Source organism: Streptomyces sp. NPDC091279, assembly GCF_044757465.1.
In the GTDB taxonomy this organism is placed as follows: Bacteria; Actinomycetota; Actinomycetes; order Streptomycetales; family Streptomycetaceae; genus Streptomyces.
The window spans coordinates 116,553-128,336 of the sequence record NZ_JBIVVA010000015.1 but is presented as its reverse complement, the minus strand read 5'-3'; the positions used below and the strand labels follow the sequence as shown (position 1 = coordinate 128,336).

The 11,784-nt window shown below is 71.5% G+C and carries 10 protein-coding genes and 1 pseudogene; 3 read left to right on the top strand and 8 right to left on the bottom strand.

Annotated elements, in window-relative coordinates; all coding sequences use genetic code 11:
- Positions 1-63 precede the first annotated feature (63 nt).
- From ACIQOU_RS31995 to ACIQOU_RS31960, 8 genes are all read right to left on the bottom strand, one after another.
- Positions 64-1,110: an NAD(P)H-dependent glycerol-3-phosphate dehydrogenase gene (locus ACIQOU_RS31995; protein WP_401542493.1), complete on the bottom strand. Its 1,047-nt coding sequence runs from the start codon at positions 1,108-1,110 to the stop codon at positions 64-66.
- A gap of 136 nt (positions 1,111-1,246) precedes the next feature.
- Entirely contained in the window at positions 1,247-2,422 is a 1,176-nt protein-coding gene (locus ACIQOU_RS31990) for a TerD family protein (protein ID WP_401542589.1), read from the bottom strand.
- A 92-nt stretch (positions 2,423-2,514) separates the two neighbouring features.
- Positions 2,515-3,504: a zinc-dependent alcohol dehydrogenase family protein gene (locus tag ACIQOU_RS31985; RefSeq protein WP_401542490.1), complete on the bottom strand. Its 990-nt coding sequence runs from the start codon at positions 3,502-3,504 to the stop codon at positions 2,515-2,517.
- On the bottom strand, positions 3,501-4,346 hold the full coding sequence (locus ACIQOU_RS31980; protein ID WP_401542486.1) for a carbohydrate ABC transporter permease: 846 nt from the start codon (positions 4,344-4,346) through the stop codon (positions 3,501-3,503). The genes ACIQOU_RS31985 and ACIQOU_RS31980 overlap by 4 nt, the downstream gene beginning before the upstream one ends.
- The gene (locus ACIQOU_RS31975; RefSeq protein WP_401542483.1) at positions 4,343-5,281 is read right to left on the bottom strand and encodes a carbohydrate ABC transporter permease; all 939 of its coding nucleotides are present in this window, start codon (positions 5,279-5,281) and stop codon (positions 4,343-4,345) included. The genes ACIQOU_RS31980 and ACIQOU_RS31975 overlap by 4 nt, the downstream gene beginning before the upstream one ends.
- Positions 5,278-6,648 (bottom strand): ABC transporter substrate-binding protein, encoded by a 1,371-nt coding sequence (locus ACIQOU_RS31970; protein WP_401542480.1) that lies wholly within the window; start codon positions 6,646-6,648, stop codon positions 5,278-5,280. Before ACIQOU_RS31970 ends, ACIQOU_RS31975 begins: the two co-directional genes overlap by 4 nt.
- A 111-nt stretch (positions 6,649-6,759) precedes the next feature.
- Positions 6,760-7,530, bottom strand: a complete 771-nt coding sequence (locus ACIQOU_RS31965) for a DeoR/GlpR family DNA-binding transcription regulator (protein WP_401542478.1) — start codon at positions 7,528-7,530, stop codon at positions 6,760-6,762.
- Between the two features lie 268 nt (positions 7,531-7,798).
- Positions 7,799-8,608: an NAD-dependent epimerase/dehydratase family protein gene (locus tag ACIQOU_RS31960; protein WP_401542476.1), complete on the bottom strand. Its 810-nt coding sequence runs from the start codon at positions 8,606-8,608 to the stop codon at positions 7,799-7,801.
- Positions 8,609-8,938: 330 nt separating this feature from the next.
- Between ACIQOU_RS31960 and ACIQOU_RS31955 the strand changes: the two genes are divergently transcribed.
- The 3 genes and pseudogenes from ACIQOU_RS31955 to ACIQOU_RS31945 all read left to right on the top strand — a co-directional run.
- Positions 8,939-9,880: a 5-dehydro-4-deoxyglucarate dehydratase gene (locus ACIQOU_RS31955; RefSeq protein WP_401542473.1), complete on the top strand. Its 942-nt coding sequence runs from the start codon at positions 8,939-8,941 to the stop codon at positions 9,878-9,880.
- Positions 9,877-11,043: a hypothetical protein gene (locus ACIQOU_RS31950; protein ID WP_401542471.1), complete on the top strand. Its 1,167-nt coding sequence runs from the start codon at positions 9,877-9,879 to the stop codon at positions 11,041-11,043. The genes ACIQOU_RS31955 and ACIQOU_RS31950 overlap by 4 nt, the downstream gene beginning before the upstream one ends.
- Positions 11,044-11,465: 422 nt before the next feature.
- Positions 11,466-11,773, top strand: a pseudogene (locus tag ACIQOU_RS31945) (TIGR03086 family protein); the annotation flags it as partial.
- Positions 11,774-11,784 lie beyond the last annotated feature (11 nt).

The following is an 11,784-nucleotide window of genomic DNA, read 5'->3' as shown; positions in this document are numbered from 1 at the left end:
CGAGTTGAGCCCACCGACCGCGCCGCCGGGGCGTTCGGTGGGCTGATCCGGGTGGGGTGGGGGTCAGCGTTCGGGCTTGGGGGGCCGTCGCAGGAGGGCGGTGACGGCTTCGTCGAGGGTGAGGCGCCCGTGCAGCAGGCCGGAGACGAGGCCGGTGATCGGCAGGTCGACGCGGTGCCGGCGGCCCAGGGCGAGGAGTGCCTCGGCCGATGTGACGCCCTCGGTGGTCTGCCGGGTCCCGGCCGTCGCCTCGGTGACGCTCAGGCCTCGGCCCAGCAGGACGCCGAAGGTGCGGTTGCGGGAGAGCGGGGAGGTGCAGGTCGCCACGAGGTCGCCGGTGCCGGAGAGGCCCGCGAGGGTGAGCGGGTCGGCGCCCAGCGCGGTGCCGAGCCGGGTGGCCTCGGCCAGGCCGCGGGTGATGACGGTGGCGGTGGCGTTGGCCCCGAGACCCAGCCCGGCGGCGACACCGACCGCGAGCGCGATGACGTTCTTCACCGCGCCGCCCAGCTCGCAGCCGATGACGTCGGTGCTGGTGTAGGGGCGGAAGTACGGGGTGCGGCAGGCCTGTTGGAAGCGGCGGGCGGTGTCCTCGTCGGCGCAGGCGATCGTCGCGGCGGCGGGTTGTCCCGCCATGATCTCGCGGGCCAGGTTGGGTCCTGAGAGCACGGCGACCCGCTCGGCGCCGACGCCGGTCACCTCCCGGATGATCTCGCTGGCCCGCAGCCGGGTGCCGTTCTCGATGCCCTTCATGAGCGAGACGATCACCGTGCCGGGCCCGATGTGCGGCGCCCACCCGGTCAGGCAGTGCCGCAGCTGCTGCGCGGGCACGGACAGTACGAGGTGGTCGGCGCCGTCGAGGGCGGCGGCCGGGTCGGTCGTCGCGGTCAGCGCGGGCGGCAACTCGTGGTCGGGGAAGTAGTCCGGATTGCGGTGAACGCCGTTGATCGCGTCGGCGACCTCCGCGCGGCGGGCGTGCAGGACGACGCCGGTACCGGCGTCGGCGAGGATCTTGCCGACGGCGGTGCCCCAGGAACCGGCCGAGAACACCGCCGCACGGGCGGGCGGGGACTGGACCACTGCGTGCTCCTCTCGTTCTGTGCCCGAGGCCATGCCGACGGCTCTGGTGCTCGGCGGCCCCGGGCCCCTCGCCTACTCCGGCTTCCCGGTACCCAGAGGGAGTGGAGCGGTGGGCGAGGGGTCCGACCCGGGACCTGGCCTGCGTTTCTCTTGCCCGGAGCCTCGGCGTCTACAGCGCCTGGGCTCCCGGCTTTACCATGTTGCGGACTGTGCGGGCCTTCACGAAGTCGCCGATGGCTGTCATGTCCCATTCGCCGGAATATTGGCGGACGAGTTTGGCCATCAGGACGCCCGTCTGGGATTCCGTCGAGGTCAGGTCGAAGCGGACGAGTTCCTGGTCGGTCTCGGCGTCGACCAGGCGGCAGTAGGCCTTGGCGACCTCGGTGAACTTCTGGCCGGAGAAGGAGTTCACCGTGAAGACCAGGCCCGTGGCCTCCTGCGGGATGCGGCCGAGGTCGACGACGATCACCTCGTCGTCACCGCCGCCCTCGCCCGTGAGGTTGTCGCCGGAGTGCTTGATCGCGCCGCCGAGGATCGTCAGCTTGCCGAAGTAGCAGCTGTCGAGGTGGTTGCGCTGCGGGCCGTAGGCGATGACCGACGCGTCCAGGTCGATGTCCTTGCCCCGGTACGCGGGCTCCCAGCCGAGGCCCATCTTGACCCGGGACAGCAGCGGCCGGCCCGCCTTGACCAGGGACACCGTCTGGTTCTTCTGGAGGCTGACGCGGCCCTTGTCCAGGTTGATCTTTCCGCTGCCCGGCGCGGCGGCGGGGGCCCCGGCGGGCGGGGTCGGCGGCATCGGCGGTGCCGTGACCTGCGGGGCCGGGGTGAGGGTCGGCGTCGGCGTCGGGGTGGGTTCCTCCACCGTCACGCCGAAGTCGGTGGCGATGCCCGCCAGGCCGTTGGCGTAGCCCTGGCCCACCGCGCGGGCCTTCCAGGCGCCGTTGCGCAAGTAGATCTCCACGATCACGAGGGCCGTCTCGGCGCCGAGCCGCGGGGGCGTGAAGGTGGCCAGGACGCTGTGGTCGTCGGCGCCGCGGATCGTCGCCGTCGGCTCGATGCCCTGGAAGGTCTGGCCGGACGCGTCCGGGCTCGCGGTGACGACGATCTTCTCGATGCCGGGCGGCACCGCGGAGGTGTCCACGACGATCGCGTCCGGCGCCGTGCCGCCGCCCGAGCGGTAGGTCACGCCCGGGCCGGACGGCTGGTTGTAGAAGATGAAGTCGTCGTCGGAGCGCACCTTGCCGTCGGCGGTGAGCAGCAGGCCCGACACGTCGAGCCGCACGGGGGCGGCGACGTCCACCGCCACGCGCGCGGTGGAGAGAGGGATGTTCGAGCCGGGGGTCATAGCGGTCATGCACAGGGAACGAACGACATCACTTTGCCGTTCCCTTACCTGGGATCGAACATCCACTCGGGTGAGAGGGAGGGGTCGCGGCCCTATGGGACCACCACGATCTTCCGGCCCTTGCCCGCCGCGAACTGCTCCAGCGCCTGCGGGTAGTTCTCCAGCGGGATGCGGTCGCTGATGAAGACGTCCGGGTCGAGGACGCCGTTCGCGAAGAGTTCCGCCGCCCGTTCGAAGCTGTGCAGGACCGCCATCGAACCGGTGATGGTGATCTCCTGGTTGTAGATGCGGTACGGGTCGATCGTCACGCGCGTCGCGTAGTCGGCCACCCCGAACTGGAGGAACGTGCCCGCCTTCGCGACCCGGCCCAGCCCGTCCTGGATCGCCGCCGCGTTGCCGGTGGCGTCGACGACCACGTCCCAGCCCTGGGGGCGCTCCAGCTCATCGGCGTTCGCCGCGGACTGGGAGACACCGAGGCGCTGAGCCGTCTGAAGGCGCGCCGGGTTGAGGTCGACGATGTCGACGCTGGCGGCGCCGGTGCGCTTGGCCAGCTCCAGCATCATCAGGCCCATCGTGCCCGAGCCGTAGATCAGGACGTGGGCGCCGAGGCGGGAGTTGAGGACGTCGTAGCCGCGCACCGCGCAGGACAGGGGCTCGATCAGGGCCGCGTCCTGGGTGCGGATGTGCTCGGGCAGCCTGACGCAGTTCGCGACCGGCGCGACGGCGTACTGGGCGGCGCCGCCCGCCGTGGTGACGCCGATCGCGGCCCACCGTTCGCAGAGGTTGTTGTGGCCCGCGCGGCAGAACCGGCACTCGTAGCAGTACAGGGACGGATCGACGGCCACCTGGTCGCCGACCGAGACCTCGGTGACCCCGGTCCCCACCCCGACCACCTCCCCGGCGAACTCGTGACCCGGCACGATCGGCAGCTTCGGCGCGAACTCGCCCTGCATGATGTGCAGATCGGTCCCGCACAGGCCGCACGCGGCGACCTCGACGACGACCTCGCGGGGGCCCGGCGTCGGGTCGGGGACGTCGGTGACGACGGCACGGCCCACGGACTCGATGACGGCGGCCTTCATTTGACGGCTCCAAGCGACAGGCCCTGGACCAGTTTGTCCTGGGCGGCGAACCCCGCGGCGAGCACCGGCAGGGAGATCACGAGCGACGCGGCGCACACCTTGGCCAGGAACAGGCCCTGGCTGGTGATGAAGCCGGTCAGGAAGACGGGGGCGGTCTCGGCGACCACACCCGTCAGCACGCGTGCGAACAACAGCTCGTTCCAGCTGAAGATGAAGCAGATCAGGGCGGTGGCGGCGATGCCGGGCAGGGCGATCGGCGCCACCACGCGCGCGAGGATCGTCGGCAGCCGGGCCCCGTCCACGCGCGCGGCCTCGATGATCGCGACCGGCACCTCGGCCAGGAACGACTGCATCATCCAGACCGCGATCGGCAGATTCATCGACGTGTAGAGGATGACCAGCAGCCAGATGGTGTCGAGCATGCCGGTGTTCTTGGCGAACAGGTAGATCGGCAGCAGGCCCGCGACGACCGGCAGCATCTTGGTCGACAGGAAGAAGAACAGCACGTCGGTCCACTTCTTCACCGGCCGGATCGACAGCGCGTACGCCGCCGGCAGGGCGAGGAGCAGCACGCACACCGTCGAGGTCAGTGACGCCACCGTCGAGTTGACCAGGGCCGGCCAGGGGCTCGCGCCGCCGCCCGTGCCGAAGAAGTCGCGGTAGCCGTCCAGGGTCAGCGCGGCCCCGAAGGACGGCGGGTTGGTCGCCGCGTCGGCCTCGGAGTGGAAGGACGTGAGCACCATCCAGGCGAGGGGCAGGACGAAGACGATCCCCGCCAGCCAGGCCAGCAGACCGAGGCCAACGCCCCTGCGGCGTACGGCCGTTGCTGTCGTCGCGCTCATGCGCGGCCCACCTCCTCGCGGAACAGGGACGACACCACGCGCAGGGCGAAGGTCGCGATGATGATCGAGCCGATGACCACCAGCACCCCGGCGGCCGAGGCGAGGCCGTTCTCATGGGCCTGGTAGAAGCTCTGGTAGACGGTGTAGGGCAGGTTGGCGGTGCCCAGGCCGCCCGAGGTGATCGTGAAGACGGCGTCGAAGTTCTGCACGATGTAGATCGAACCGAGCAGCGCGCCCAGTTCGAGGTAACGACGCAGATGCGGAAGCGTGAGATGGCGGAAGATCTGCCAGTCGCTCGCGCCGTCCACCCGGGCCGCCTCCATCTGCTGCCCGTCCCGGCTCTGCAACCCGGCCAGCAGGATCAGCATCATGAACGGCGTCCACTGCCAGACGAGCGACGCCTCGACGGCGAGCAGCGGGGTGCTGGAGATCCAGTCCGGCTGCGGGCCGCCCACATAGTGCAACAGGCCGTTGAACAGGCCGTATTCGGGGTTGTAGAGGACGTGCTTCCACAGCAGCGCCGCCGCCACCGGGACCACCAGGAACGGCGCGATCAGCAGCGTGCGGACCACGCCCCGGCCGCGGAACCTGCGGTCGAGCAGCAGCGCGAGCCCGAGGCCCAGGATCAGGCTGGCCAGTACCACGGCGGCGGTCAGCAGCACCGTCGTCCACACCGAGTGGCGCAGGTCGGCATCGGTCAGCACCTGCTGGTAGTTGGCGAACCCGGTGAAGCGGCGGGCCTTCGGGTAGAGGGCGTTCCAGTCGAAGAACGAGATGACCAGGGTGGCCACGAAGGGGAGCTGGGTCACCGCGATCATGAAGATCAGGGCGGGCAGCAGCGGGGCCCGGGTGGCCCAGGCGCGCAGCCGGGCCGGGGGGTGGTGGAACGTGCGTGCCTCGGGCGCGGCCGTGGGGGCCGCCGTTGTCGCGGTCATCGTCCCTCGTACTCCTCGGAGATCTTCTCGGCGAGCTGCTGGGACTTCTTCAGGGCGGAGTCGACGGACTGGCGTCCCGCGATGGCCGCGCTGATCTCCTGGGAGACCTTGGTGCCGAGGTCGGTGAACTCGGGGATGTCGACGAACTGGATGCCGGGCGCGGGCCGGGGCTGCACGCCGGGGTCGTTCGGGCGGGCGCTCTCGATGGACTCCTTCGTCATCTCCTGGAAGGACGCGGCGGACTTGCGGTAGTCGGCGTTGGTGTAGGTCGACGCGCGCTTGCCGGCCGGCACGTTGGCCCAGCCGCTGGTTTTCCCGACCAGCTCCTCGTACTCCTTGCTGGACGCCCAGGAGACGAACTTCCACGCCTTGTCGGGGTTGCGGGACGCCTTCTGGATGCCCCAGGCCCAGGTGTAGAGCCAGCCGGAGGAGCTGGTCTTCTCCACCGGCGCCGGGGCGTACCCGAGCTTGCCCCTGACCGGCGAGTTCGCGGCCTCCAGGGAGCCGGCCGCGCTGGTCGCGTCGTACCACATGGCGACCTTGCCCTGGGTGAGGTTGTTCAGGCACTCGGCGAAACCGGACTGGGCGGCGCCGGACTCACCGTGCTTGCGGACCAGGTCGACATAGAACTTCGTCGCCTTCTCGAAGCCGGGGGAGTCGAGGCGGGCCTTCCAGTCCTTGTCGAACCAGGTGCCGCCGAAGGTGTTGACGACGGTGGTGAGCGGCGCCATCAGCTCGCCCCAACCGGGCAGCCCGCGCAGGCAGATGCCCTTCATGCCGGGTCGCGCGCCGTCGACCCGGGCGGCGAGGTCGGCGATCTGCGTCCAGGTGGGATGGGCCGGCATGGTCAGGCCCTGGTCCTCGAACACGTCCTTGCGGTACATCAGGAACGACGACTCGCCGTAGAAGGGCTGGCCGTAGAGCTTGCCGTCGTCGCCGGTCAGGGACTCGCGCATCGGTCCCAGGATGTCCTTCTCGTCGTAGCCGGGGTCGTTGGCCACAGAGCCGTTCATGTCCTGGAGCCAGCCGTTGCGGGCGTAGATCGGGATCTCGTAGTTGCTGAGGGTCGCCACGTCGTACTGGCCGGCCTGGTTGGCGAAGTCCTGGCTGATCTTGTCGCGGACGTCGTTCTCCGGCAGCACCGTGAAGTTGACCTTGATGCCGGTCTCTCGGGTGAAGTGGGCGGCGGTGAGTTTCTGCAACTCCACCATCTGGGGGTTGTTGACCATCAGGATGTTGACGGAATCACCGCCGGAACCTGACCCGCCCGCTCCGACCCAACAGCCGGAGAGCAGCGGGGCGAGCAGCGTCCCTACGGCGGCCATGGCGAGCGTGGCTCGCGGCCTCCGTCGGCTCGGGGTGCGCATGGATCGCTCCTGAATATATGGGTGGATAACGGCACTTCATGGGCGTTCGTGGGCAGCGCGGGGCGGTTCCTGGGGTGCGGGTGCCCCGGTGGGGAGGGCCGGCGAACGTTTTCAGACGCGGATGATCTGCGGGCCGAGCAGCGAGTAACGGTGGGCCTCCGCCGACGGCAGCTGGGTGCTGGTGACGATCGCCTCCAGCGTGCCGACCTCCGCGAACCGGCAGAAGCTGACCGCGCCGAACTTGGTGTGAACGCCCGCGAACACCGTGCGCCTGGCGGCCCGGACGGCCTGCGCCTTGACCTCGCCGACAGCGGGGTCCGGCGTGGTCAGACCGTGTTCGCGGGAGATGCCGTTGGCGCCGATGAAGGCGAGGTCGACGACGAAACCGGCCAGCATCTTGGTGGTCCAGTGGTCGACGGTGGCCAGCGTGCCGGGGCGGACCCGGCCGCCGAGCAGCAGCACCGAGACCGCCTCGGCCTCGACGAGGGCGCCCGCGACCGGGAGGGACGCGGTGACCACGGTCAGCGGCCGGTCCCGGGGCAGGGCCTCGGCGATGAGCTGCGGGGTGAAGCCCTCGTCGACGAAGACCGTCTCGGCGTCCCCGAGCAGCTCGGCCGCGGCGACGGCGATCCGGCGTTTCTCGGGGACGTGACTGGTGGCGCGGTAGGCGAGCGTCGTCTCGAAACCGGCGCTCTCCACGGGGTAGGCGCCGCCGTGGGTGCGGCGGACCAGACCGTGGTCCTCCAGGGCGCGCAGATCCCGTCGTACGGTCTCCTTGGCGACGCCGAGACGGTCGGCGAGCGCGGTGACGTCGACCGAGCCGGTGGCCCGGGCGACCCGCACGATCTCGCGCTGGCGTTCCTCCGCCGTTCTCGCGTCCATGGCTGACAACCGCCTCTCCGCCCGCAGAACCTGCCCGTTCGGGCCCGGTGGGACCCATGGGGGAAGTTCTACAGCGGCGGTGCGGCACTGACCAGGTCTGTCGCACGCCCGATGCTGCCCGGGTGGGCCCGTTTCACGGCGCGGGGCCACCGTGCGGACCTGCGCGTCAGCTGTGCGGGACGTGGGAGCGGGCACGGGCGGTGCCCGGACGCGGCGAGGGCGGGCCCGTTCGCTGCCCGCCCCGGGGTGGACCGTCCGTGCGGAAGGATCAGTACGGCCAGATCGGTGGGTCGTTGACGAAGTGGCCGCCGAGGCAGGCATGTCCGGCGTTGTCCGGATTCAGCTCACCCTGCTCAGCGATCAGTTTCGGCGCGTACGGCTCGGAGTCGTCCTGCGGGTCGTAGCCGAGCGCCCGCGCGCTGGACAGGTCCCACCACAGCCGGGTGTTGGCGGACGACCCGTAGACGACGGTGTGGCCGACCCGCTCGGCGGTCAGCGCCGCGTGGAAGAGGCGGGCGCCGTCGGCGGGGCTCATCCACAGCGACAGCATCCGCACGCTGGTGGGCTCAGGGAAGCAGGAGCCGATGCGCACCGACACCGTCTCCAGGCCGTGCCTGTCCCAGTACAGCTGGGCCAGGTCCTCGCCGAACGACTTGGACAGGCCGTAGAAGGTGTCCGGGCGGCGCGGGGTGTCGACCGGGATGAGCGGGTCGTCGCCCTCGGGGCGTGGCGTGAAGCCCACGGCGTGGTTGGAGGAGGCGAACACGATCCGCCCGACGCCCTCCTCACGCGCGGCCTCATAGAGGTGGTACGTGCCCTCGATGTTCGCCCGCATGATCTTCTCGAACGACGACTCCAGGGAGATGCCCGCGAGATGGATGATCGCGTCGACGCCCCGCACGGCCTCCCGCACCGCCGCCCGGTCCGCCAGGTCCGCGGTGATCGCGTCCGGGGCGCCCTCGACGGGCAGCAGGTCGAACAGGCGCAGCTGGTAGCCGTGGGCCGGGAGCAGTTCCCGCATCAGGGTGCCGAGCCCGCCGGCGGCGCCGGTGAGCAGGACGGTACGGGGTGCGGGCATCCGCGGGTCTCCTCTGTACAGATGGGGGGCGCTACGTGCTCCCGACGTCACGCGCGGGTGACGTCAGGGGGGAGGGGTGTTCACATGCGTGGACACGCTAGGGAGGGGTGGTGGGCCTCGTCAAGGGTGGCGGGGAGCCCGCGCATCCACGCCGTTTCCGCTGGTGATTGGCCGATGTTCGGCCTCGGTGCGCGCTTGACCGGCCGGGAGTCGCCTTCATAGGGTGACGACGTTCATGAATATGGACATCGATCAGAAGAACGTACGTGCCCGCGTCGGGACGTACGCGCCTGACCGTGGACCGTATGCGCCTGCCTCCAGGGAGAGTCCGTGACGCCTGCCCCTCTCGCCGCCCGGCTCAGCATCCCCAGCGGGCCGCTGTTCTTCCCCGTCACCGCCTACCGGGCCGACGGCTCCCTCGATCTCGACGTCTACCGCACGCACGTGCGACGCGGCGTCGAGGCCGGTGCCGCCGCCGTCTTCGCCTGCTGCGGCACCGGCGAGTTCCACGCGCTCACGCCCGAGGAGTTCGCGAGCTGCGTGCGGGCCGCCGTCGAGGCCGTCGACGGGCGGGTGCCGGTGGTGGCCGGCGCCGGGTACGGGACCGCGCTCGCCGTCCGCTACGCCCGGCTCGCCGAGGCCGCGGGCGCCGACGGACTGCTCGCCCTGCCGCCCTACCTGGTGGTCGCGGGACAGGAGGGGCTGCTGCGGCACTACCGGGAGATCGCCGCCGCGACCGACCTGCCCGTCATCGTCTACCAGCGCGACAACGCCGTCTTCACCCCGGACACCGTCGTCGCCCTCGCCCGCACCGACGGCGTCATCGGCTTCAAGGACGGCGTCGGCGACCTCGACCTCATGCAGCGCGTCGTCAGCGCCGTCCGCACCGAAGTCCCGGGTGGGTTCCTCTACTTCAACGGCCTGCCCACCGCCGAGCAGACCCAGCTGGCCTACCGGGGCATCGGCATCACGCTCTACTCCTCCGCCGTCTTCTGCTTCCTGCCCGACCTCGCCCTCGCCTTCCACCGCGCCCTCGCCACCGGCGACGACACCACCGCCCACCGCCTGCTCGACGGCTTCTACCGGCCGTTCGTCGAACTGCGCGCCCAGGGCCGCGGGTACGCCGTCTCCCTGGTCAAGGCCGGGGTGCGGATGACCGGGCTCGACGTGGGGGAGGTCAGGCCGCCGCTGCACGAGCCGACCGAGGATCATGTCCGGCAGCTCGCCCTGCTGATCGAACGCGGCCACGCGCTGCTGGAGGAGGACCGGTGAAAGCCTCGACCTTCGTCTACCCCTGGGACATCAACGGCGACCCCGCCGCGCCCGCCCGGATCGCCGCACTCGGCGTGGACCAGGTGACGCTGGCCGCCGCCTACCACTCCACCCGCGCCCTCACCCCCCGCCACCCGCGCCACCGCATCGTCACCGCCGAGCACGCGGCCGTGCTGTATCCGCCCGACGACCGTTGGAACGGGCGGGAGTTGAGCCCCTGCCCGGCCGGCGACTGGGCCCCGGGCGACGCCTACGGCGAGGCGGCGGCCGCGCTCACCGCAGCCGGTCTGGAGGTCCACACCTGGGTCGTCCTCGCGCACAACTCCCGTCTGGGCGCCGACCATCCGGGCACCTGCCTCGTCAACGCCTACGGCGACCGCTACCCGTGGGCCCCCTGCATCGCCCAACCCGCCACCCGGGCCTATCTGGTGGAGCTGGCCGCCGAGGCCGCGACCCGCCCCGGCGCGCGCGGCACCGAACTGGAGTCCCTCGGCTGGTACGGCCTCGCCCATCTGCACGCCCACGACAAGACCGGCGGCGTTTCCCTCGGTGAGGCCGCCCAGTACCTGATGGCGCTCTGCTTCTGCCCGGTCTGCCGCACCGGATACGGCGAACAGGGCCTGGACGCCGACGCGTTGGCGGCCGGAGTGCGCACCGCCCTGGAACCCCTGTGGCAGGGCGCGCCGGACGCCGTCGAGGGCTGGCCGGGCGTCGAGAAGCTGCTCGGGGAAACGACGGCGGCGGCCACCCGCGCCTGGCGCGACGAGGTCGCCCGCACCCTCCAGGAGGCGGCGGTCGCGGCCGTCCGCGCGGCAGCACCGACCGGCTTCCAGGTCCTGCTGCACGCCGACCCGGTGCCCTTCCACGTCGGCGCCAACCCGGGTGTCGACCCCGCGCACGTCCTCTCCGTCGCGGACGGCGTGGTCGTCCCCTGTGCCGACGGCCCCGCCCTGCTCACCCCGTTCGCCGAACAGGGCCGAAACGGCGCCGTCATCGCCGCCAACTTTCCGATCGTCTCCGGCATGGGCGGCGACCCGGGCGGCCTCGCGGCACACCTGACCGAGGCGCGGCGGCTCGGCGCCACCGAAGTGCGGCTGTATCACGCCGGGTTGGCGTCGGACGCGGACCTGGAGACGGTACGGGGGGCGTTGGCGGGGCGGTGAGGGCGTCGTGCGCTGCCTCAAGGGGAACGCGATCACTGCCTCTGCCGGTGCCTCCTCGCGGGGGCGCGTGAGCTGCGGACCGGTGCGTGCGCTGTGTCGTTGTGCCGTCGGACGGAACCCGGGTGAGCTGCGACGACGGGCGAGGCCGTGACGGTCGCCCGAGGCTGAGGGCGGACCGGCGATGAATTTCCGAGCTGTCTCCGGTCCCCCCTTCAGAACCGTCAACCGGAATGGCGTCCGGGCGCGGGAAACGCAGCGAAGAACGGAGCGGAGAACGCGGCGGAGAACGCAGCGGCATTCGGCGTCCGGGAGCTGAGGGCGGAGGCGGAATCCGGAATACCGGAGTCCGGGAAAGGTGACCGGAAAAGATCCGGCGTCCTGAAAGCGTCCCCCTACGTCCTGAAAGCGTCCCCTAGGGGACGCCGACGCCGCTCCCGGACCGTGCCCTGCGGCATCTCCTCGGGCGTCTGGCCGGGCTCGCCGTCGCCTTCCGGGACGCCGCCCGCAAGGCCTCGGGCCCACCACCGACACCAGCCCCGCCGACTCCGTGCCCGCCCTGGAACCCGGCTGGCGTGCCCGACTGCCCCTGGCGCTCGACGAGTTGGCCGTCGCCGTCGACCGAGGTGGTGGCCTGTTCGGGCCCGTGGTCCCGGTCCCCGCCGACGCCCCGCTGCTGGACCGCGCACTCGGCCTCAGCGGCCGCGACCCGTACGGGACCCCCACCCCGTGAACCCCTAATCC

Coding starts and splice junctions, on each gene's coding strand:
- ACIQOU_RS31960 (WP_401542476.1), bottom strand. CDS start 8,608: ATGCCCGCACCCCGTACCGTCCTGCTCACCGGCGCCGCCGGCGGGCTC.
- ACIQOU_RS31990 (WP_401542589.1), bottom strand. CDS start 2,422: ATGACCCCCGGCTCGAACATCCCTCTCTCCACCGCGCGCGTGGCGGTG.
- ACIQOU_RS31975 (WP_401542483.1), bottom strand. CDS start 5,281: ATGACCGCGACAACGGCGGCCCCCACGGCCGCGCCCGAGGCACGCACG.
- ACIQOU_RS31980 (WP_401542486.1), bottom strand. CDS start 4,346: ATGAGCGCGACGACAGCAACGGCCGTACGCCGCAGGGGCGTTGGCCTC.
- ACIQOU_RS31965 (WP_401542478.1), bottom strand. CDS start 7,530: ATGGACGCGAGAACGGCGGAGGAACGCCAGCGCGAGATCGTGCGGGTC.
- ACIQOU_RS31985 (WP_401542490.1), bottom strand. CDS start 3,504: ATGAAGGCCGCCGTCATCGAGTCCGTGGGCCGTGCCGTCGTCACCGAC.
- ACIQOU_RS31995 (WP_401542493.1), bottom strand. CDS start 1,110: ATGGCCTCGGGCACAGAACGAGAGGAGCACGCAGTGGTCCAGTCCCCG.
- ACIQOU_RS31970 (WP_401542480.1), bottom strand. CDS start 6,648: ATGCGCACCCCGAGCCGACGGAGGCCGCGAGCCACGCTCGCCATGGCC.